General features: G+C 51.4%; 22 protein-coding genes. 7 read left to right on the plus strand and 15 right to left on the minus strand.

Features of this window, described 5'->3' with window-relative positions; genetic code table 11:
- Positions 1 to 63: 63 nt before the first annotated feature.
- The 4 genes from N7E73_RS06245 to N7E73_RS06260 all read right to left on the minus strand — a co-directional run bounded on the left by N7E73_RS06245 (position 64) and on the right by N7E73_RS06260 (position 4083).
- Entirely contained in the window at positions 64 to 768 is a 705-nt protein-coding gene (locus N7E73_RS06245) for a hypothetical protein (RefSeq protein ID WP_432738178.1), read from the minus strand.
- A complete protein-coding gene (locus N7E73_RS06250; RefSeq protein ID WP_432738179.1) occupies positions 768 to 2036 on the minus strand; it encodes a L,D-transpeptidase Cds6 family protein in 1269 nt (422 codons plus the stop codon). Before N7E73_RS06250 ends, N7E73_RS06245 begins: the two co-directional genes overlap by 1 nt.
- A gap of 294 nt (positions 2037 to 2330) precedes the next feature.
- Positions 2331 to 3626 (minus strand): adenylosuccinate lyase, encoded by a 1296-nt coding sequence (gene purB / locus N7E73_RS06255; RefSeq protein WP_432738180.1) that lies wholly within the window; start codon positions 3624 to 3626, stop codon positions 2331 to 2333.
- A 169-nt stretch (positions 3627 to 3795) separates the two neighbouring features.
- Positions 3796 to 4083: an FmdB family zinc ribbon protein gene (locus N7E73_RS06260; protein WP_432738181.1), complete on the minus strand. Its 288-nt coding sequence runs from the start codon at positions 4081 to 4083 to the stop codon at positions 3796 to 3798.
- A 563-nt stretch (positions 4084 to 4646) separates the two neighbouring features.
- Between N7E73_RS06260 and N7E73_RS06265 the strand changes: the two genes are divergently transcribed.
- Complete coding sequence (locus tag N7E73_RS06265) at positions 4647 to 5165, plus strand: hypothetical protein (RefSeq protein ID WP_432738183.1); 519 nt, start codon at positions 4647 to 4649, stop codon at positions 5163 to 5165.
- A 71-nt stretch (positions 5166 to 5236) separates the two neighbouring features.
- Here N7E73_RS06265 and N7E73_RS06270 read toward each other — a convergent pair whose 3' ends face one another.
- Positions 5237 to 5716, minus strand: coding sequence for a C40 family peptidase (locus tag N7E73_RS06270; RefSeq protein ID WP_432738184.1), 480 nt, complete (start codon positions 5714 to 5716; stop codon positions 5237 to 5239).
- 339 nt (positions 5717 to 6055) lie between these two features.
- Here N7E73_RS06270 and N7E73_RS06275 point away from each other — a divergent pair, with 339 nt between their 5' ends.
- The 6 genes from N7E73_RS06275 to N7E73_RS06300 are packed head-to-tail and all read left to right on the plus strand — an operon-like array spanning position 6056 to position 11151.
- A complete protein-coding gene (locus N7E73_RS06275) occupies positions 6056 to 7960 on the plus strand; it encodes an NADH-quinone oxidoreductase subunit 5 family protein (protein ID WP_432738185.1) in 1905 nt (634 codons plus the stop codon).
- Positions 7960 to 8808, plus strand: coding sequence for a respiratory chain complex I subunit 1 family protein (locus tag N7E73_RS06280; protein WP_432738186.1), 849 nt, complete (start codon positions 7960 to 7962; stop codon positions 8806 to 8808). Before N7E73_RS06275 ends, N7E73_RS06280 begins: the two co-directional genes overlap by 1 nt.
- A 4-nt stretch (positions 8809 to 8812) precedes the next feature.
- Positions 8813 to 9247: an NADH-quinone oxidoreductase subunit B family protein gene (locus tag N7E73_RS06285; RefSeq protein WP_432738187.1), complete on the plus strand. Its 435-nt coding sequence runs from the start codon at positions 8813 to 8815 to the stop codon at positions 9245 to 9247.
- A gap of 20 nt (positions 9248 to 9267) precedes the next feature.
- The gene (locus N7E73_RS06290) at positions 9268 to 9639 is read left to right on the plus strand and encodes an NADH-quinone oxidoreductase subunit C (protein ID WP_432738188.1); all 372 of its coding nucleotides are present in this window, start codon (positions 9268 to 9270) and stop codon (positions 9637 to 9639) included.
- Between the two features lie 49 nt (positions 9640 to 9688).
- Positions 9689 to 10765, plus strand: a complete 1077-nt coding sequence (locus N7E73_RS06295) for a nickel-dependent hydrogenase large subunit (RefSeq protein ID WP_432738189.1) — start codon at positions 9689 to 9691, stop codon at positions 10763 to 10765.
- An 11-nt stretch (positions 10766 to 10776) separates the two neighbouring features.
- Positions 10777 to 11151, plus strand: coding sequence for a 4Fe-4S dicluster domain-containing protein (locus N7E73_RS06300; RefSeq protein WP_432738190.1), 375 nt, complete (start codon positions 10777 to 10779; stop codon positions 11149 to 11151).
- Positions 11152 to 11245: 94 nt separating this feature from the next.
- Here the strand turns inward: N7E73_RS06300 and N7E73_RS06305 are convergent, their stop codons facing one another.
- From N7E73_RS06305 to N7E73_RS06350, 10 genes are all read right to left on the minus strand, one after another.
- Positions 11246 to 12460 carry an ABC transporter permease gene (locus N7E73_RS06305; protein ID WP_432738191.1) on the minus strand — a complete coding sequence of 405 codons (1215 nt, stop codon included), beginning with the start codon at positions 12458 to 12460 and terminating at the stop codon, positions 11246 to 11248.
- Positions 12460 to 13059, minus strand: coding sequence for an ABC transporter ATP-binding protein (locus N7E73_RS06310; protein WP_432738192.1), 600 nt, complete (start codon positions 13057 to 13059; stop codon positions 12460 to 12462). Before N7E73_RS06310 ends, N7E73_RS06305 begins: the two co-directional genes overlap by 1 nt.
- Positions 13060 to 13146: 87 nt before the next feature.
- Positions 13147 to 14364 (minus strand): efflux RND transporter periplasmic adaptor subunit, encoded by a 1218-nt coding sequence (locus N7E73_RS06315; protein ID WP_432738193.1) that lies wholly within the window; start codon positions 14362 to 14364, stop codon positions 13147 to 13149.
- 103 nt (positions 14365 to 14467) lie between these two features.
- Positions 14468 to 14695 carry a helix-turn-helix domain-containing protein gene (locus N7E73_RS06320; RefSeq protein ID WP_432738194.1) on the minus strand — a complete coding sequence of 76 codons (228 nt, stop codon included), beginning with the start codon at positions 14693 to 14695 and terminating at the stop codon, positions 14468 to 14470.
- Between the two features lie 8 nt (positions 14696 to 14703).
- Positions 14704 to 15243 carry a DUF2975 domain-containing protein gene (locus N7E73_RS06325; protein WP_432738195.1) on the minus strand — a complete coding sequence of 180 codons (540 nt, stop codon included), beginning with the start codon at positions 15241 to 15243 and terminating at the stop codon, positions 14704 to 14706.
- Between the two features lie 214 nt (positions 15244 to 15457).
- On the minus strand, positions 15458 to 16333 hold the full coding sequence (locus tag N7E73_RS06330) for an RluA family pseudouridine synthase (protein ID WP_432738196.1): 876 nt from the start codon (positions 16331 to 16333) through the stop codon (positions 15458 to 15460).
- 159 nt (positions 16334 to 16492) lie between these two features.
- Positions 16493 to 17794 carry a TRAP transporter large permease gene (locus tag N7E73_RS06335; protein WP_432738197.1) on the minus strand — a complete coding sequence of 434 codons (1302 nt, stop codon included), beginning with the start codon at positions 17792 to 17794 and terminating at the stop codon, positions 16493 to 16495.
- Between the two features lie 18 nt (positions 17795 to 17812).
- On the minus strand, positions 17813 to 18310 hold the full coding sequence (locus N7E73_RS06340; protein ID WP_432738198.1) for a TRAP transporter small permease: 498 nt from the start codon (positions 18308 to 18310) through the stop codon (positions 17813 to 17815).
- Positions 18311 to 18373: 63 nt separating this feature from the next.
- Positions 18374 to 19399, minus strand: a complete 1026-nt coding sequence (locus N7E73_RS06345) for a TRAP transporter substrate-binding protein (protein WP_432738199.1) — start codon at positions 19397 to 19399, stop codon at positions 18374 to 18376.
- Between the two features lie 129 nt (positions 19400 to 19528).
- The gene (locus N7E73_RS06350; RefSeq protein ID WP_432738200.1) at positions 19529 to 21178 is read right to left on the minus strand and encodes an FG-GAP-like repeat-containing protein; all 1650 of its coding nucleotides are present in this window, start codon (positions 21176 to 21178) and stop codon (positions 19529 to 19531) included.
- Positions 21179 to 21445 lie beyond the last annotated feature (267 nt).

Here is a 21445-nt window from a genome sequence, read left to right on the forward strand (position 1 = left end):
AAAAAAGTATAGCTACGCGCCTGCTGAGCCGTTGCCGGACTGCTGAGGCTTAAAACTATGAAGCTAATTAAGAATGCGCGACAAAGGATAGACTTCACTGAAGATCAACTCATCCTGCTTGGTAGATATAAACAGGCGGATACCGTAGAGCTCCTCCGGCTCAAGCCCTGCCGGAAGAGAAAACCTGGTCCTGACCACCTTGAATCGCTGAATATGGAATTCCATATCCTCGGGATTGCTCTTGATCGCGAGACCCCTTCCACTGTTTTCAATCAGCTCAACAAAAGCTTCGCCGCTCAAAGCTGTAGAAGTCTGAAGATTATTGAGGTCAAAGCTCAGGGTCATGGACCGCCCGGTTTTCCGGAGCTTTACATTCTCTACCCCGGCCCGCATCAGGTTCTTGAAAGCCAGCAGCTTTTTGAGATCCACGCCAGGTTCTCCGGCTTCAACCTTTTTTTCCTCGACAGGTACGGCAGCCAGCATGGACTGAATATCGTTAGGGTCGTAGGAATCAAGGATCTTGTTTACGTTTTCAAGACGCTCCAATTGAACGGAAGCATCGCTGAGACGTTTCTGAAGGTCCATCTTCTCCTGCTTCAAATGCACATTCTGGGTCCAGAAAGTGTACCCTGCCCAGGCACCGCTTCCTGCACAAGCGGCAAGCAGAACAACAAACCAGAAAAGCATCCTCAACCAGAACGGACTGAGCCTGTAACGTTTGACCGTGTCATCATCACGCATGAAAAGGACATTGTACTTGGTGCCCATCAGAGCTTTCTCCATTGTTCGTCAACGATCAGCCAGCTGTCCCCCTGAGGACGTATGACCAGTTTCTTAAACCCCTTGTCGCTGTACCCTGAGACATCAGAATAGTTCTGGAGGAACCCTACCTCCAACCCCAGAGGATGTTCTGCCAGCTCGAAACTGCCGAACTCAAGTGTCGCAGGCTTGCGGTTTTCCCAGATACGCTTCTTGCTTTCACCGATAGCGCTGACTCCGCGTCTTCGGCCCTGACTCGCCATGGAATCATAAAAGGAAATATACTCGGCAAGATCAGCGGCCAGCCACTCGCTACGCCACCTTTCAAGGAAAGCCTTCACCTCCGGACGCTTACTATCCAGATAACGCCCCTTGAGAGAGGATATGGCCGGTCCGTACTCACGCCCGACAATTTTCCATTTTCCATCGATCTTCTGCCAGTACAGACGTTTGGACGTGGACGAAGACAGCCTGCCGCTTCGATAATACTGGTCAAACCAGGTCACCCAGTAATCGGGCCCGGGAAGAGCCTTTATATTGTACAGTTCAATATCAATCCAGTCAGTGGAAGAAAAAATACGTTTCTTACGCTTACGGAAATTCTTGAAGGAGCTGTCGTCAGACTTAGTAAAGAGCTCCGGGGAATACGCATCAAAAAAAGCATTATCCCTGTTCTCCCAGTCGGCGGCCCACTTGCGGACCAGTTTCTCCAGTTCTTCAGATTCCGCCGGCTGTTGTCCTGAAGCACCGCTCCAGGACAGGGTCTCCCCGATAACCACGGGTGTCCCCGGCTTAACTCGGGAATCAAGAACACTGATGTCTTCATTTACCAGAGCAACGCAGCCCTTGGTATCTCTGGGCAGCAGCTTCTTGCCACGACCGTGTATCCATATCCCGTAGCCGGTCTTACCCTTTATGCGGTCGACAGGATTGGGAAAATCAAGAGGAAAGGCCATGGTTCCGTAGAGCTCGAAATCCGTCAGCCCGGTTCTTTTACCGGTGGTAAAATAAACCCCTTCCGGAGTTTTCAGATCCCCTTCGGAAACCTTGTCGCCAGACGCCTGACCGGTGGCGCAGGAAAAGGAGACTTCAGCATGGAGCGGACTCTGATGCACAAGCATATGCAATTTCTGGGAGCCCTTATCCACAGCCACCATAAACTCAGGCAACAGAGCTGTCGATTCAAGCACCGGCTGCCAGCCCTGCGCAAAACACAGGGAGGACAACCCGGCAACAAGGAAGAACACCGCCAGAAACAATCTCAAAAACTGCATCATACCGAGACCGAAACTCCATCGCTCAAAAATACAAAACGACGATATTAAAAACATCTGCTAAGACTGTGGCTAAATGTGACCCCTATATCAATCATGCGAGCTGGAAATACATTTCTTCGGCACAAAAAAACAGAAAAGAACTGCACCGCCCAACTATACCCGCAATAAATTCGCCCGGAACAATAATTTCGGCGACACTAACACGAAAATAAGCATCCTGCAAAACAGAACGCCCGGCCCGGCCATAATAGCCGAACCGAGCGTAATTACTAGCTAAAAACAAAAAAATCAGAACTATTCACCGAAAACACGCCTGAAGATCATGTCCTCATATCTGGTATAGTAACCAAGATCGAAGGCCTCATCCAATGCGGATACATCAAGGCGGGCTGAGATATCGGCGTCCTTACGGACTTCATCCGGGAAGGACACTTTGTTTTCCCAACAATGCATAGCAACTTTCTGCACCATTTCGTATGCCTTCTGTCTTTCCATGCCGGTATCGACAAGAGCCAGCAGCACACGCTGGGAGTAAAAAAGACCGTAGGAACCCATGAGGTTTCGATCCATGTTATCGCCGTTGACCTTGAGGCGGCTGAGAACGCCGTTCATGCGGCTCAGAATATAGTCAGCCAGGATGGTGGAGTCCGGCATGATCACGCGTTCAACAGAAGAGTGGCTGATGTCGCGCTCGTGCCAGAGAGGCATGTTCTCCATGGAGACGAGGCCGTTGGTGCGCAGCAGTCTGGAAAGTCCGGAGAGGTTTTCTGCGGAAATGGGGTTCTTCTTGTGGGGCATGGCAGAAGAGCCTTTCTGACCCTTGCTGAATCCTTCCTCAACTTCGAGAACTTCAGTGCGCTGCAGATGACGCAGCTCTACGCCGAGGCGCTCGATTCCGCCGCCGAGAAGACCCAGCGCGGTGAAGAAAGCTGCGTGACGGTCACGCTGGATGATCTGGGTGGAAATGGGGTCCACATTGAGTTCCAGCAGTTCGCAGGTGATCTTTTCAACTTCCGGGTCAAGCATGGCGTAGGTTCCGACAGCGCCGGAAATCTTGCCGACGCTTACGCCGTCAACCGCATGGACAAGGCGTTCGCGATGACGGGAGAATTCAGCATAAAAACCTGCCATCTTCAGGCCGAAGCTGGTGGGCTCTGCATGGATTCCATGGGTGCGCCCCATGCACATGCGACCCTTATGGGTGTTAGCCATTTCCTTGATGGTTTCCAGAAACTCATCAAGATCCTGCAGGATCATCTTGCCGGCACGGCTGAGCAGCACGCCGTTTGCTGTATCAACAATATCGGAAGAGGTGCAGCCGAGATGGATGAAACGGGAGGAAGGTCCGACCTTCTCTTCCACGGCAGTAAGGAAGGCAATCACATCGTGCTTGGTCTTCTCTTCGATTTCAAGGATACGGTCCAGCTCAAAGTCAGCCTTCTCACGAATAATCTGCATATCCTCAGCAGGAATACGGCCCAGCCTGTGCCAGGCTTCACAGATAGCTATTTCAACCTCAAGCCAAACTCTGAAACGGTTTTCCAGAGTCCACAGTTCACCCATGGCGGGACGGGTATATCTTTCAATCATTTTACCAATTCCGGTTAATTGTTTTTATAATGAAAATTCTGATGGAGCATAACGGAGGCCAGCATATTACAAAGTCTGGCCCGGGACAAGACTCAGGGCAATTGGAGGCAATGAACAGCAAAAAAAACAGACGGCCCGGGATGCACCGGGCCGTCTGTTCTTTAAGCAGCTAGCTGGCTGCACTGTCGGAACTCTTCGAGGTGGAACTCGCAGAGTCGGAAGATCCGGAACCACTGCCCGCCGGGCTTGAGTTTCCGGTTTTTCCTGCAGCAGAATCGGTTTTACAGTATCCGGAAGAATACCAGCCTCCGCCTTTCAGAACAAAAGAAGAGTTGGAAAGAACCTTGGTGGCCTTACCACCGCATACAGGGCATTCCAGCTCCTTGTCCTCAAAGGTTGTCTGCCATTCTTCAAAAATCTGCTGACATTCATGACATTGGTATTCATAAATCGGCATAAAACCCTCCAATAAAAAAGGCACGCCACGCCTCTTCAAACAAAGAGGCTGGCGACACCTGTCCCTGAAATATGAGGGATCTGTTCCGAATCAGCTCCGCTATGAAAGCAGCAAGAAAGCTCACTGCACGAAGGCCGAAACGGTACAGCAAAAAAACTTAGCTGGCTGCAGCAGCCTTGGCTTCTGCGATACGAGCCTTTACTCTTTTGGCTCTGCGATGGCGTTTACGCTGAAGTTCTTTCTGTCTTTCAATCTTTTTGTGCCTACCCATTTGGAGGACCTCCTGATATGATTTTTCGTACTTGCTGCACGATTATATGCTGCAAAGCAGATGTCATTACCCCAAACCATACCTGATTGTAAAGGGGATAAGCAAACACTTTTTAACTAGCGGCAATTCAAGATAAATATTTTTTTCACAATTTAACTATCTAAAATGAAAAACATTTTCAAAATTTGCTTAAAATTCCCCCTTGACGGCACTCCTTAACATGCCCATATAAATATCTTCCTGCCGACGGCGGTACAATCCGGCCACGGCCAAAAGCCTGTGAGGAGAAATCATGAAAAAGCCCCAAGCAAACAAAGCGTTTACAAGAGCTGTCGAAGATATATCCGAAGTATTCATGTTCGACCATTGGATCAGATTCTATTTCATCTTCGAAGAAGACAATAAGCTCATGGTCAAAGTACCTGAAGAAGTCTGTGAAAAGATCGAAAAGGACTACCCCAATTTCAAAGGCCTCGTGGACATGCTCAACAACGAGGAAATCGACCAGCAGAAATCCATGAATACTGTCTGCTCCTTCATCGGCGCCCGTTTCGACGGAACAAAATACACCGACAAAATCGTGCCCAAGGTGTTCGACTCCAAAGATTTCAAGCTGGGAATGTACATGTTCAACCTCTGGATCAAGGGACACGAGTCCTACCTTGAATCCGAAGTTATGACTTTCGACGACTGGAAAGAGCTCTACGAAGGCTGGCGCACCCAGGATGAAGTCATCAACTATGTACAGCGACTGAACAATGCCCAGGGCGGGTCCCACATTCAGCCCCCCACCTGCAGCACAGTCCAGTAAATTTTACTGATCTCGCACAAGTAAAAAAGGGAGTTTCACTAAGAAGCTCCCTTTTTTTATTGCCTTCACTTTCAAAGCACCCTTCGTGCCCCGATATAATATTTGCGCCAGTATGCTTTATCCATGGACTCTTCCCTCACCACATGCCCGCTCTTGGGGCTATGGATGAAAAAAGACCCTTCCCCGGAATAAATACCGGTATGCAGACTCTTATCCTGACCGGGAATTCTGAAAAAAACTATGTCGCCCGCTGAGATGCGGCTCAGATGGACTGGGCGTCCGGCTTCAGCCTGCTGCCATGAAACCCTTGGCAGTTTCACCCCATGCCGATGGTAGGCCCACCAGACAAGCCCGGAACAATCGAATCCCTCGGAGGGAGAGGCTCCGCCCCATTTATACGGCTTTCCGATCTGCGCCCGGGCACTCTGGACAACTGCGTGAGCAATACGCGATCCACTTGCCGGCAACTGTTCGTTGTAACCTGTATAATGCAGGGCAACAGGACTTTTTCCGCATCCACCAGCAAGCGGGAGTATAAGCAGCACAAACATTACGGCTGCGATTCGCAACGGTCCATTACTCATACTGATCATAACAATAGTTTTTTATCTTGAAAAAACGTGATTAACAATAGCTTTCCTCACTAACACCAAACGTGCTGGTTACATTTTTCACATAACAACAGCCCTTCATCAGGATAATCTATAAGTCCATCAACGCACATAATCTCAAATAGCTATTGACTTTTCTTCATTTTTTGAAGACAAATTTCTACGCTTACATTGAAATTAGTGAAACATTTTCAAGCGTTGCACGATTTCAAAAAAGTTAACACGGCTGAGGTATGTTTTTCTAAATCTGGCACAACATCGCGTTACAGTGAGGTCCGTATGTTGCCCATGATGCTCGTTATAGCCATCTTGTTGCCCTTGGTGGCTGCCATCGGCTGCTACTTCCTGCGTGTAAGCTCGATCAGATCCCTGATCGTACTTGCAACAGGAGTATGTCTTGCCGCTGCATCCTTTGCCCTTCTCGGGCAGGGATCATTTACCTATTCTCCAGGTACCGTAGTAGGAATCAGCTGGGATTCTCTCGTTACCCTGGCGGATTTTGCCCTGCTTTTCGTAATGCTCTATTTTGCATTCAAACTCAAAAACCAGCTGATCAAAGTATTTGTATTGCTTCAGATCATCCCGCTGGCAGTTTTTGAACTGTTCATCCTCGACCATGCAGTTGAGACTCCCGCTTTCTTTGCGGACAGCCTCTCCCTGATCATGGTTGCGGTAATTTCTGTAATCGGTTCGCTGATCTGCTTCTTCGCGATCCCTTACATGAAAGAACACGAAGAGCACCTGCATCTGGTGAAATCACGCCAGCCGCAGTTCTTTTTCTTCCTCGTTCTGTTCCTCGGAGCAATGAACGGGCTGGTACTTTCCAACAACATTCTCTGGCTCTACTTCTTCTTCGAAGTGACTACCTTCTGTTCCTTCATGCTCATCGGGCATGATCAGACAGCTATCGCAGTCAAGAACGCCACCCGCGCCCTGTGGATGAACGCACTCGGCGGTATGGTTTTCGTCTTCGGAATTATCTGGGCCTACGCAGAAACCGGTTCTCTTGACCTGCAGGTCATCATCCAGTCCGGCTCCATGGGCGGAGCAATGCTCGCTCCCCTCGGCCTGATTGTTCTTGCCGGTTTCACCAAGGCAGCACAGGTTCCCTTCCAGAGCTGGCTGCTCGGCGCAATGGTTGCTCCCACTCCTGTTTCCGCACTGCTTCACTCCGCCACCATGGTTAAAGCAGGCGTATACATCGTGCTGAGACTCTCTCCTGCCTACGCAGGAACCTTCCTCAGCCAGGGCATTGCACTCTGCGGCGCCTTCACCTTCCTGGCCTGCGCCGCCATTGCGGTCAGCCAGAGCAACGGCAAGAAGATTCTTGCTTACTCTACAATCAGTAACCTCGGTCTGATCATCTGCTGTGCCGGTCTCAACACTTCATGGTCCATCACTGCAGCCATCATCCTGATCATCTTCCACGCAGCTTCCAAGGCTCTGCTCTTCCTGTGCGTCGGCACAATCGAACACGGCATCGGCAGCCGCGACCTTGAAGATATGCACGGCCTCTACCTTAAGATGCCCCGCACCGCGATCATCACCATCGTCGGCGTTCTGACCATGCTGCTGCCCCCGTTCGGCGTACTGCTCGGCAAGTGGATGGCCATTGAGTCCGCATCCGGTGACATGTTCGTTATCACCATGCTCGCACTGGGCAGTGCGGTGTCCCTGGTCTTCTGGGCACGCTGGGCAGGTATTCTGCTCACCGCTCCTCTGCGCGACAAGGTTGTACCCGAATCCCAGAGCGTGCTGACCAGATTCACCCTTACCGCTCTTGCCTGTATTGCCGTTGGTCTGTCTCTGTTCTCCCCGGTCATCTACAGCAAGCTCCTTGAGCCGCTGATCGGCAAGACCTTCGAGATCACCGCCGGTGTGTTCAGCTCACCCATGGGTGTGTTTGCAGTTTACCCGCTCTTCATCGTTCTGGCTGCTGCATTCATCTACTCCTGGATTGAGACCAAAAAAGCTGCCAGCAACAAGTCTTCCCAGACTTACATGTGTGGTGCCAACGTACCTGAAACCGGAGTTCAGTCCTTCATCGGTCCCATGAACGGACACGTCGAACTCAAGGCCAGCAACTACTACATGAAAGAGTTCTTCGGTGAAGAAAAGCTCACCCTGTGGGTCAACTTCGCTGCTCTGGCTCTCATCGTTCTCATGCTGGGAGGGGCTCTGTAATGAAAACCATAATTCTTATGATTCTCGGCCTCGTCATCGCCCCTGTTCTGGGCGGATTCATTGCCGGTCTAGACAGACGCATAACCGCGCGCCTGCAGTCCCGCTTCGGTCCTCCGATCATGCAGCCCTTCTACGATGTGGCCAAACTGTTCGGTAAGGAAAAAGTTATCAACAACTTCTGGCAGGTTTTCTGCGCATGGGTTTACCTCATCGCCGCAGCCCTGTCCGTTGCTCTGCTCTTTGCTCAGTCCGACCTGCTCCTGATCTTCTTTGTTCAGGCAATCGGTGCTGTATTCCTGGTTATGGGTGGTCTTTCCACTCCTTCCCCTTACAGCCAGGTCGGTGCTCAGCGTGAGCTTATTCAGGTTCTTACCTACGAACCTCTCATCATTCTGGTTTTCGCCTCCATCTTCATGGTTACCGGCAGCTTCAGAATCGATGAAATCCTCAACTACGGTCAGCCCCTGCTGATTCAGCTTCCGCTCATGTTTGTAGTTCTGGGTTATGCCCTGACCATTAAACTGAGAAAATCACCCTTTGACTTCTCCACCTCCCACCACGGGCACCAGGAGCTGGTCAAAGGTGTTCTGACCGAGTTCTCCGGTCCTTACCTCGGCCTCGTTGAGATCGCCCACTGGTATGAGACCATCTTCATTCTCGGCGTGTGTGCCCTTTTCTGGCACACCAGCCTTGTAGGTTGCGTACTCCTGCTCGTTTCCACCTACTTTGCAGAGCTGATCATTGACAACACTATGGCGCGCATGACCTGGCGCTGGATGCTGAAATACGTATGGAGCATCGGTCTGGCCATGTCTTTCGTCAACCTCATCTGGCTGTACGCAGGTTAAGCTTATGTTCAAGAAATTCATTGAAAATTCACGCGCCAAATCTCCGTGGATCATGCACTTTGACTGCGGAAGCTGTAACGGCTGCGATATCGAAGTTCTGGCATGCCTGACACCGCTGTACGACGTTGAACGTTTCGGCGTTGTCAACGTGGGTAACCCCAAACATGCAGACGTGCTGCTGGTAACCGGAACCGTGAACCACCGGAACGCAAAAGTACTGCGCAATATATACGATCAGATGCCCGACCCCAAAGGCGTAATCGCCATCGGCGCATGCGGTCTTTCCGGCGGTGTTTTCCGTGAGTGCTATAACGTACTCGGCGGCGTGGACAAGGTCATCCCCGTGGACGTCTACGTACCCGGCTGCCCTGCCAAGCCCGAAGCTATCATCGACGGCGTGGTCACTGCCCTTGCCAAGTTTGAAAGCCTCAAAGGCTAAACATTACGAGGGGTAACAACGTGATTGAAAATCAGAAAGCAATAACTCTGGAAGGCCTGGTCGGCGAAGTATCCAAAATGAAAAGCGACGGGCAGCGTCTCGTCACTTTCTCCTGCACCGACATAGGTGAAGGGAAAGTGGATATAATCTACCACTTCGACAAGAATGAAGTGCTCACCAACCTGCGTCTGACCGCGGATATGGACAAGCCTGTCCCCAGCGTCAGCAGTGTGTACTTTGCAGCTCTGCTCATCGAAAACGAACTTCAGGACCAGTTCGGACTTTCCTTCGAAGGTCTGGTTCTCGACTTCGGCCGCAAGCTGTATCTTGACGATGAAGTAACCATCATCCCCATGTGTAACAACACAAAGGCGATGACCCCGAAAAAATAACTCGTCTTCCCGGATGAAAACCAAGACGATAACAACTATAGGGTAAATTATGGCACGTACCATCATACCTTTCGGTCCGCAGCATCCGGTTCTTCCGGAGCCGCTGCATGTGAAGCTTGTCGTGGAAGACGAGATCGTACAGGAGGCCATTCCCGCTCTCGGATATGTTCACAGAGGATTGGAAAAACTCGCCGAGATCCGCGATTATCACCAGATGATCCAGATTGTTGAGCGTGTATGCGGCATCTGCTCCAACATCCACTCCATGTGCTACTGTCAGGGCATTGAGGGAATCATGGGAATCGAAGTTCCCGAAAGAGCAAAATACCTCCGCACCATCTGGTCTGAACTGCACCGCATGCACAGCCACCTGCTCTGGCTGGGTCTCTTTGCCGATGCCTTCGGCTTCGAAGCCCTGTTCATGCAGTTCTGGCGCATCCGTGAGCGCATCATGGACCTCAACGAAGCAACCACAGGAAGCCGCGTAATCACTTCCATCAACATCGTTGGTGGTGTTCGCCAGGATCTCACTCCTGAAATGTGCTCCTGGATTCTTTCCGAGGTTGATGCCTGTGAAAAGGAAATCAAGGAAATCCAGAACACCATTCTCAATGACTACACCGTGTGCGCACGCACCAAGGGCGTGGGCGTTCTTACCAAAGAACAGGCTTACGACCTCGGAGCAGCAGGGCCCACCCTGCGCGGCAGCGGCGTTGCTTCCGACATGCGTCTGCTCAAGTACGCAGCATTTGACAAAATCGACTTCGAACCCATTACCGAACCCGACGGCGACTGCTACGCACGTTCCACCGTCCGTTTCCGCGAAACCCTGCAGTCTGCAGACCTGGTAAGACAGGCCATTGCAGGACTTCCGCAAGGTGATCTCGCAGCCCCGGTAAAGGGCAACCCTGAAGGCGAAATAATTACCCGAGTCGAACAGCCCCGTGGAGAATGTCTCTACTACATCAAGGGCAGCGGCAAGAAGTTCCTTGACAGGGTCCGCATCAGAACACCAACATTCGCGAACATTCCGCCGCTTCTGGCAATGCTTCCGAAATGTGAACTTGCTGATGTTCCGGTTATCATTCTGTCAATCGACCCGTGCATCAGCTGCACGGAACGCTAGGAGGCCGAGACATGCTTAACATGACTCCCACTGTTCTCAAGAACCTCCTGTCCAAGAGCTCCACACGCATGTACCCAATTGAAAAGCGTGAGCCCTTTGAACGCTACAGAGGTGAACTGTTCAACAACATCGACGAGTGCATCTTCTGCAAAAAATGCGAGATGAAATGCCCTTCACAGTGCATCACCGTCACCAAGGATAAAGACAGCGGCACCGGCACCTGGACCTGCGATCCTTTCGCCTGTGTATACTGTTCCATCTGCGTGGACCACTGCCCCACCGGCAGCCTTTACATGAAACCTGTACACCGTGCTCCTTCCGCAAAACGCGAAATGATGGAGCAGACAGGCAAAGTAAAGCCGCCCAAGAAAAAAGCCAAAGAATAAAATCACGGCTTCAGTTCAAACTATAAAAAGCCCCGCTGTCTCAGGACTGCGGGGCTTTTTCTTCATGCTATTCTATGAACGGACAGCTGGCTGATCATTCATGTCTCAAGGCATCAATCGGATTCATACGGGCGGCGCGACGAGCAGGAAAATAACCGAAGACAACACCTACCAGACCGGAAAAAAGAACACTTGCTGCAACAACCCGCAGATCAACCACAAATGGAAGGCTCATGTAACGGGTAACAAAAAACGGAATACCAAGGCCAAGCAGCAACCCGGTTAACCCGCCGAAAAGAGAAAGCACGACCGCCTCAACAAGAAACTGGCTTAGAATATCGCCTTCCTGTGCCCCAACAGCCATGCGGATGCCTATCTCTCTGGTTCGTTCGGTGACGGAGACCAGCATGATATTCATGATACCTATACCGCCGACAAGCAGACTTATGGCGGCAATGGCACTTATGAATGCGGTGAAAATGCTTGTCTGCTTTTTGATGGTACGCAGAATTTCCTTCATATCCTCGATGGTGAAGCTGTTTGACTGCCCCGGTGGAACAGGCCTGCGCTCCCTCATAACTTCCCGGACCAGTTGCTTCACGCTGCCGGAATCCTGCCCAGTAGCACATCCTATCAAAATTATATCCACGTCCTTCTTACCGGAAATTCTGCGCTGGAAAACTTTCATAGGCACCAGAATGACATCATCCTGTTCCTTGCCAACCATTGAACCGCCCTTGGATTTTAGCACCCCGACCACTGTATAAGCAAAACGGTCGACCCTTAAAGAAGCTCCGATCGGATCACCGGACTTGAAAAGAGTTCTGGCAAGTTTCTCGCCGATAACGCAGACCGGTTTGCCGCATCGTTCCTCCTGAGCCGAAAACACGCGCCCAGCACTTACGTCCCATTTCCGTATTGAAAAGTAGCTGCTCTCCGTCCCGGTAACAGCAGTTCTGCTGTTCTCGCTTCCGAAAACAGCTACAACAGCGGCTTCTGAGACCGGGGCTACCCCGGCGCAATCAGGAAACTCGCGTTTCAAAGTCTCCACATCCGCATTCTTGAACGGGACTATGTTGGTTGTTTCGCCAGCAAAGCCAACTCCATCCTCTTCCTCAGGAGTCAGGATAATCATATTGCTGCCAAGACTTGAGACTTCGCCCGTAAGTTTCCGGCTGGCTCCCTGACCGAGAACAACCACAGCAATCACGGAACTTACACCAATGACTATACCGAGCACAGTAAGACATGACCGCAATTTGTTGCGCCACAGAGCCCGAAATGAAAGCGACACCGCCTGCAGGAACATCAGCAACTCTCCTGAATTATCCGCCCATCCCGAAACTCGATTGTCCGCGAAGCCCAGAGAGCCATTTCAGGCTCATGGGTTACCATGACGACGGTTATTCCCTGCTCTCTTTGAAGATGGGTTAACAGCTCCATAATTTCAGTACTGCGGGTTGAATCAAGGTTTCCGGTAGGTTCGTCGGCCAGCAGCAGAAGCGGGCTTGATACAATGGCCCGGGCAATGGCGACCCGCTGCTGCTGCCCACCGGACATCTCGGTGGTGGTATGAAGTGCACGGTCGGAAAGACCGACTTTGTCCAACGCAGCATATGCCATCTTACGCCTCTGCTTCCTGTCCAGCCCGCGATAAATCAGCGGCAGCTCAACATTCTCCACCGCAGTGGTCCTACTGAGCAGGTTGAACCCCTGAAAGACAAAGCCCAGATAACGCCTGCGCAGACGAGCTTTCTCATTGCGTTTCAAATCAGTCACTTCCAGCCCGTGAAAAAGGTAACTGCCCGTGGTAGGATCATCCAGGCACCCAAGAATATTCATCGTAGTTGACTTGCCTGATCCGGAAGTACCCATGACGGCGACAAATTCACCCTGCTCGATGAACATGTCCACTCCGTCCAAAGCCCGGACCTGCGCGCCCCCGGTGTCATAACCCTGCTTATCCCTCTGAGTTCGATCATCTTGCCGCCATTGTTAAAAGCTTAAGACAAAGCTGCTGTCGGGTTCGGGCTGAACCCTTGAGAGGACAACCTCATCACCGCTGGTAAGTCCTCCCCCGACAACTTCGGTGAAGCGTCCGTTGGTTCCACCTTTTGTAATTTCAGCAAGTTCAGGCTTTCCTCCGCGCATAACCCAGACGCTGCCGACTGCAGCATTTTCGGACTCGGCATATCCTTTATCTTCTGGACGGAAACGCAGGGCGCTGTTAGGCACCACGAGACTGTCCCGAACCGCCGCAATCTCAATTCTGGCCGATGCAGTCATACCCGGACGCAAGGCAAGATCTTCATTCTCAACAGCGAACACACCAACATAGGTAACTACTCCCTGAACCCTTTGCGGAGCAAAGCGCAACTTTTCCAGTACGCCTGTGAAATTTCGTCCGAGATATGCATCCACTGTAAAAACGGCACACTGCCCATGAGTGACCCGCCCTACATCGGCTTCATCGATATTGAGCTCAAGACGCATCTGCTGCAGCCCGGCAGCAATGGAGAAAAGGTCCGGAGTCTGCAGGTTTGTTGAAACAGTCTGACCACGCTCAACATGTCTGGTCAGCACCAGACCGTCTATGGGAGAAACAATATCCGCCTTCCTCAAGTTGGTTTCGGCCTCACTTAAGTTTGCCTTAGCCTGCCTGACCTCCGCTCTGGCAACAGCCAGCTCGGCGACGGCAATGTTCATGGCAACAGCTGCACTGTCTGCGTCCTTCTGGGAAACAGCCTTCTTATCCCGCAGACTCATCATCCTTCTATATTCGTTTCGTTTTTCTACAAGGACAGCATCAGCCCTCAGGATACGTGCTTCCGAAGCCTCCACGGCAGCCTTGAGCTGCATGGCCTTGGCTTCAAGCTCGTCACTCTTGAGCCTGGCGATAACCTCCCCCTTGCGGACTATGTCATTATAATCCTTGTTTATCGTCTCAAGTACCCCCGAAATCTCACATCCGACTTTAACGGTGGTTCTGGGCTGAAGAGTTCCGCTGGCCGCGACATTGATGGTAAAGTTTCCCGGACGCACAATGTGGGTCTTGTATTCCACAACGGTTTCTTCTTCATCAAAGAGCCACAAAGCAGATACGAGAACAACTGCTGCGCCCAGCCACAGAGCCAGCCTCTTCCAGCCTGAGAACCTCTTATCTCTCAAAGAATCTGCATTGATTAAATGCGTGCTGTTTTTCGATTCGGACATATGTCCATCTCCTCCGTTGGAGTAAAAAAATAGGCAGAACCGGGGGAGGCCGGTCCTGCCCTGGACCGGGACAACCATAACCCGGCCTCAATAAGGGGAGTCCTTAAACATCTGTCATGTCACTGTCATCAGCCCTGAACTCCAGAATATCACCGGGCTGACAATCCAGAAAACGGCATATGGCATCAAGAGTGCTGAAGCGTATGGCCTTGGCCTTGCCGGTCTTGAGCACGGAAAGGTTCTGCGGAGTGATTCCTACGGCCTCCGCCAGCTCCTTTGATGACACCTTACGAATCGCCAGCATGACATCGAGATTAATAAATATCGCCACGGCTCCCCCTAAATTGTAAGCTCTGCATCTTCCTGAAGCTTTCGGCCTTCATCCATTACCCATGAGACAGCCAGAACTACACAGGCCACAACAATCGACCCCAGATTGGCGTCATTAAAACCGATAGAAACGAACCGCTCTCCTACAGGGTTGTCCATGCTGACCGCGAGACTCGCCCCGGCCTGCACGAGCGGATAAAGAATCTCACTGCCCAGCAGAGCCCAGGCGGCCCGGCGGTAGCAGGAGGAATTCTCTCCGGTAAAAATCCGGCCCTGCGAGTAGAGGGAGAACAGCCGCATCATCTGCCACACGCAGAACATATCCAACAGTACGCATGGGGACGTGGCAAGCATACCCAGCAGTCTGGAGGTCATGCTCAACTCCAGAGGGAAATTCTCACCTTCAAGCGAAAACAACACGTCCGGCACTGCCCACCCATCAAAACCGTCAAACAGAATCCAGCCCAGACTTTCGGTCAGGGGAATCAGAATCAGCAGCAGCCAGAACACATATTTCAAGACCGTGCTCATCTTTTTTATTTTATCCATATAAACAAACCCTCTCTATTGACGTATTCAAAGTTCATTCATTCATTCATTCATTCATTCATGACTTACGGCAACAATTTATCGTTTGTCAATAACTATTGTCTGTTTTGTGAGATCTAAGCGACAGATCACAACTAATTACAACAAAAAAAGACGGCTGGGCCTCACAGCTCAACCGTCTCAGAACAGGAAGAATATAACCTGACCGGATGTATCAACCCAGGTCACACGTTTGATCAAAAGAGTCAGGCAGTGCCTTCATCCACTCAGGCAGACACTCTGCCGAGAACCACGGGGTAACGATACGCCAGCAGTGCAAGCGCATTACTCCTGCATTACCGCCGTATTTCACATCCCCAGCCACAGGAAAGCCCCGGGACGACAGTTGAACCCTGATCTGGTGGGTACGCCCTGTATGCAATCTGACGACAAGCGTCGAAACAGCTTCGCCGGACTCAACAGGACATACCGAAGAGCCTGCTTCCCTTCCTGCCCCTACGTGCACAATCTCCCGGCCTCTGGGGCCGGATTTCTCCATAAGGTCACGCAACTCGATCCATCCGGCATGGGGCCACTTGCCCTGAACCTGCACAAGGTAGAGCTTGCCGCCTTCGCCATGGCCGGCAAAGAAATCGGATAAGTTCTTCTGGCCCTGATGAGATTTTCCCGCCAGCAGCACACCGGAAGTATCGCGATCAAGCCGGTGGGCCGGAGCAGGCTTGTATGGCGAATCCGCAAACATGGATTTCAGGCGGTCAACAACACTGTCCGTATGACCGGTTCCACCTTGAGTTGCAAGACCGGCAGGCTTGAATACCGCAATGTAGTCCGAATCCTCAAACAGAATCGGCAACGGGGGCAGCCTGACTGCTGTCTCATCCTGCTCACCGTGCGGGGGAATCCTTACCACCTGCCCTTCCTCAACCAGATCAAAAGGCTTGCAACGGCCCTTATCGACACGCACATTGCCTTTACGAATCCAGCGCATGATCGCTGAGCGCGGCACATCACTGCCCAGCCTTCGTTCGAGAAAGCGGACAAGTTTCTGACCGGACTCGGCTCCGGTAACAGTGACATATTCAACTGGCATTAGACGACGGCGAAGCCTTACTAAAAGTTTTTGGGATTCATGCACCAGCTCTTAGGAGAGAGGTCTTCCCGCGAGTCCTAGAGATGGCGACAGTGGAACAAACCCTTTTTTCAAGAATGGGTTAAGGCCCCCCGCAGGGCTGCCAGAGGCGTACGCGAACTACACCAGTCCAGGCAGAAATGTAACCGTTGCCGGGACCAGAAGCATCAATGCAACAAGAACAGCATAAGCGATCATGAAATAGCTGACCCCGACAAAGACACGGTCAATGGAAACGTCCTCCGCCATTGAGGCCACAATAAAGGTGGTAACGCCCACAGGAGGGGTAATGGCACCAAGGGTGGTAACAATGGTGATAAGCACACCGAACCAGACCGGATCATAGCCCATGGCAATAACAATGGGGAAAAAGATGGGAATGGTTATAAGCAGCAGAGCCAGCGCATCCATAACCATACCGCCGATGATGTAGATGACACAGATCAGCAGAATGATGACCGTGGGCGGAATGGGCAGTCCGGCAACAAAGTTGGCCGCCTCAAAAGGAATACGGGTCACGGCAAGAAATCTGCCGAAAATTACCGCACCCAGCATAACCATCATGATCATGCACGAAACTTTCAGAGTATCGACAACAGCCGCGGAAAACTTCCTGAAAGTCATCTTTCGCGAAACCAGACTGATGAGCAGCGCAAAGGCTGCACCGGCTGCACCGGCCTCGGTGGGAGTAAACCACCCGGCAAAAAGTCCGCCCATGACCAGAATGAAAAGCACTACCATTTCAATAGAACCGGGCAGAGAAGCCAGCTTCTCCCTGAACGAGACCTCCGGACCGGCCGGTCCCCATTCCGGATGACGCAGGCACATTACGTATACAGTAAGCAGGAACAGCCCGCAGAGCAGAATTCCCGGAATGACACCACCCATGAACAGCCTACCGATTGATTCTCCGGTCTGCAATCCAATGATGATCAGCACAACACTGGGAGGGATGACCACCCCGAGGGTAGCGCCGGCAGCAACAGAGCCGGTGCTGAGAATCGGATTGTAACGGAACTTCTTCATTTCCGGCAGGGCCACCGTAGACATGGTTGCCGCAGTAGCGGTGTTGGAACCGCAGATGGCAGCAAAACCGGCGCAGGCCATGACCGTGGCCATGGCGATACCTCCCCTGATATGTCCCATCCAGGCATAAGCCGACTTATAAAGCCGCTCGTTCACACCTGAGTAAAAACAGATCTGCCCCATGAGAATGAACAGGGGGATGACTGTAAGTCCGTATGAAGAAAAAACGTTCCAAACCTCAGTACCCAGCATTCCGTAGGCAGCCTTGAGGTTCAGAACCTTTGCAAACCCGATAAAGCCGATGACCCCCATGGCAAAACCAACGGGAATCCGCAGAAGAAGAATAACCAGCAGCAGGCAGAGAATGCCCACGATACCTATTGTGATCGGTTCCATGATGAATATTGATCCGCCTTACGCGGGCTTAAGCGGTTCCTGTCCGCGAATGGTTCTAACAATGTCCAGCAACAGGACGAAGGCCATGGCTACACAGCCGAAGGCAACCGCAAAAACAAACGGATAGAATGGTACACCAAGGGTTTCGGACACTTCTCCAAGATCAAGGAGAAACATCCCCCATTTGGTGGTTTCGTTGGCGCAAAAAACAAAAAAAACACATGAAGCCGCACCGGAAACAACATCAAGCAACCGCTGTACCGGAACCGGGAATCTGCGAAAGAGCAGCCCCACCGCAATGTGGCTGCGGTGCAACTGCGAGAAACCAAGGGAAAACCCGGCCGTGACTGCACCAAGATAGCCCATCAGCTCAAAAGTGCCTTTGACCGGGATATATACGGCCCGGGAAACCATGTTGGCGCAGGCCAGCACGATCATCACCGTCAACGCGGTACCGGCCACTCCGGCAAGAATCCGGCAAATCCAGATGGCTGTCTTTTCAAGAAAATTTATCATTTTTAATGGAAAATCTCCCCGCCGGAAAAGACGGGGAGATCTGGTTCGTAATTTAAAAGCAGGTTACTGGGCCTCGTATTTCTGACGGGCTGCCTCGACATCGGTAAGAACTGCAGCACCGTCAATTCCGGCTGCAGTGGCTTTCTCTTTCCAGTCCTCGATAAGAGGCATGGTCTTTTCCCTGACGATTTTCATATCGGCATCGGACAGAGTGACCAGCTCAATACCGTACTTCTCCTTGGACCAGTCCAGAGAATCCTTAACATGCTGGTCCATGTACTGACCGGTCCATTCAGCCTGTTCCCGTCCGAGATCGTTGAAGATCTTCTTCACATCATCAGGAAGGGCATTCCATGAATTCATGTTCATGATGATGGCGAAAGGATAAACGGCAGAATTGGTAACCGTCTCGTAACGGCAGATTTCAGCAAAGTTGAGATCCTTCAGCACTTCAAAGGAGGAGAACAGTCCCTTGACCACACCCTTCTGCAGGGCTTCGGGGGTCGCGGACATGGGCATGGAGACCGGAGTGGCTCCGAGGGATTCAAGTATCTTGGACAGGATGCCCGAAGCACGCAGTTCCATTCCCTTGATGTCCTCAAGGGTGCGAATCGGAGTCTTGGTCATGAGGTTTGAAGGTGCGGAGGCAAACATGGTCAGCACCTTGACCTTCTTGAATTCTTCAGGCTGGTATTTTTCGTAAAGATCCCACAGGGCAAGGCTGGCGGAAGTCGCGGATGTAAAGCCGAGCGGGAGTTCAAAGACAGAACAGAGAGGAAACACACCGGGATGGTAAGCCAGGCTGATGCAGCCGATATCGGCCTGCCCCTGCATTACACCGCGCAGGGTATTCTTTGCGCCAAGCAGGGTCGAGCCGGGGTAAGTCTGAACCAGAACCTTACCGTTGGTCCGTTTTTCAACTTCCTGTTTCCAGCGCTCCATCTGGACACAGGGAAAAGTCTTTGCCGGCGGAAAGTTGGCGTAACTCAGGCTGATGTCAGCCGCCCCGGCCGGTGCAGCAGAGCAGAGCATGGCTGCAAATATTGCCAATACAGCAAACATGCCGGCGATTTTTCCGGTTCTGATCATGGTTCCCTCCCTAGTAAGGACTTACTTTTTGGTGTGAAAAAGACGGCAAAACCAGAACTGGCCCAGCCGATGAAAGGACGTACTATATAAAAGCAGGGCCTCCCACGCAAGATGGGAGGCCCTGAACAATTATTTTTTATCGAGATTGAGTTCGTACGCTATGACCAGCGTTTTCCTGAACTTTACGCCCAACGATCCGGGGTAGGTGTTAAGGATGCAGTAAAGCTCATCTGCGCCGTCATTGTCGATGTCGGCAACGCCATACGAAGTCACGCTGCCCTGAATGCGGCGGGTCTTCCACGCAAGGCTCAGGCCTACGCCGTCCCAGTACTCGGAATGAATTTCACCGGAGGAGTAGCTCTTATAGTTCGAGAAGACCTGCCCGGCAACAGAAAGGTCCTTGTTAAGCAGAACTTCCTGCTTATGCGGGTCGGACAGTGTGGTGACGCATACGGGCATGGGCAGGAAGTAATAGTTCTCCATCTTTTCCCGCGCGTTCTCATCACCCATTCCGCGAATTTTACCTGCCACCTCGACCTTAACATCAACAGAGTTGTAAGAATCCTGACTTTCGTAAAGAGGCTCAAGCTTCTTATCGTACATATTGATGCGCCCGTACTTGTTGATGACCATCACCTTGTAGTCATCGTCTTTCAAAGGCAGATAGGTCAGGTTGTACACGTTTGAGAAGTTGGGAACGGTCATTTTCTTCACCGGCACAAGCCTGCCGTCTGAATAGATGAATTCCATGAGATCCTTGGAATAAAAGGTCCGACTGGAATCATATTTCTGCCCCACAATCGTCTCGGTAAAATGGGGCGGAATTTTTATCACAGACAGAAAATTGCGGTCACGGTCAACCAAAACCCGTGGGGCCTTATTCTTGAAAGACAAAATGTAGGAATAAGGCTGATCTTTCATCATAGTGGCAAGGACAACCTCCTTAACACCATCCCTATCCACATCAATGGGGAAAATTCTCAGGGCTGAAGAACGGCTGGGGAACTTGTAAGAAACCTCCTCCATCAGACGCTCGTTATCAATGTGGAAGACCTTGATGTCTTCCTCAGAGAGAATAACTATATCGTTCTTTCCATCACCGGTGACATCTGCAACAAAGCCGCCGAGGTTGACGAACTTCACGCTCTGGCTGCGCCAGCGGCCGGGAGTTTCAGTTCCGCCCTGATACCTGAACTGCGGGTTGATGGTACTTTCCAGCACCTTTCCTGCTGTAGAGGCACTAACGAATTCGGGGTTCATGGGGCTGTCGGGCTTGGCGTCGGCACGGTTTTTCTCTTCTTCGGTCTCTTTCCTGCTGCCCGGCTTCTCAAAAAGCTGGCCCTTTATATCCTTGGCCATGCCGTCAAGAGAAGGGATAAGGTCGGAAATGGTAGTCTTGGCGTTGTGCGGCCAGGACTTTCCATCCTTGTCCACCATACGCAGGTCAATGGAAGCATCCTTTCCAAGAATTGTGATGGATCCCAAAGCAAGGTAATCTGTTCCAAGTCTCTGAGCGGCCTTGATTTCCTCAACCTGAGACTTGGGACGGTCAGTTTCCTTCAAATCCCTTGCCCCGGCGACAGGCTCGAAATGTCCGGTCCAGTTAAGCCTTGAGATAAGCATGGTCTGTATTCCACGGCTCAAGTATTTGTACTGATCCGGTCCGTTGACTTCAAAAGGATAAACAGCATAAGTCCGGGCCTCAGCGGCAAAGGACACAGTGGCGGCAAACAGTGCCAGAACAACGACTAGACTGGCTGTCATACGTTTAAACAGCATAGAAAAACCTCCGAGCAAAAACATCATTTCGTTTTAAAATAGTATATATAATCAATACAAACAATGCGTTACAAGCAACAACACAAAATTGAAAACCAGTGAATGGACCACCTGCGTACATTATTGTCTGCGCAGGTACACAGCTTGTACCAGCTTAGGACGCAGGACGTAAAGCCCCAGATTGAGGCACACAGCTCAGCCCCTTGTCAAACCCGGCGCCCTGTTTTATTTGTCGGGCTTCAGTTTTCACCATTTTTCCAACCGTCG

Origin of the sequence: Maridesulfovibrio sp. FT414 (assembly GCF_050916235.1) — a bacterium.
GTDB lineage: Bacteria > Desulfobacterota > Desulfovibrionia > Desulfovibrionales > Desulfovibrionaceae > Maridesulfovibrio.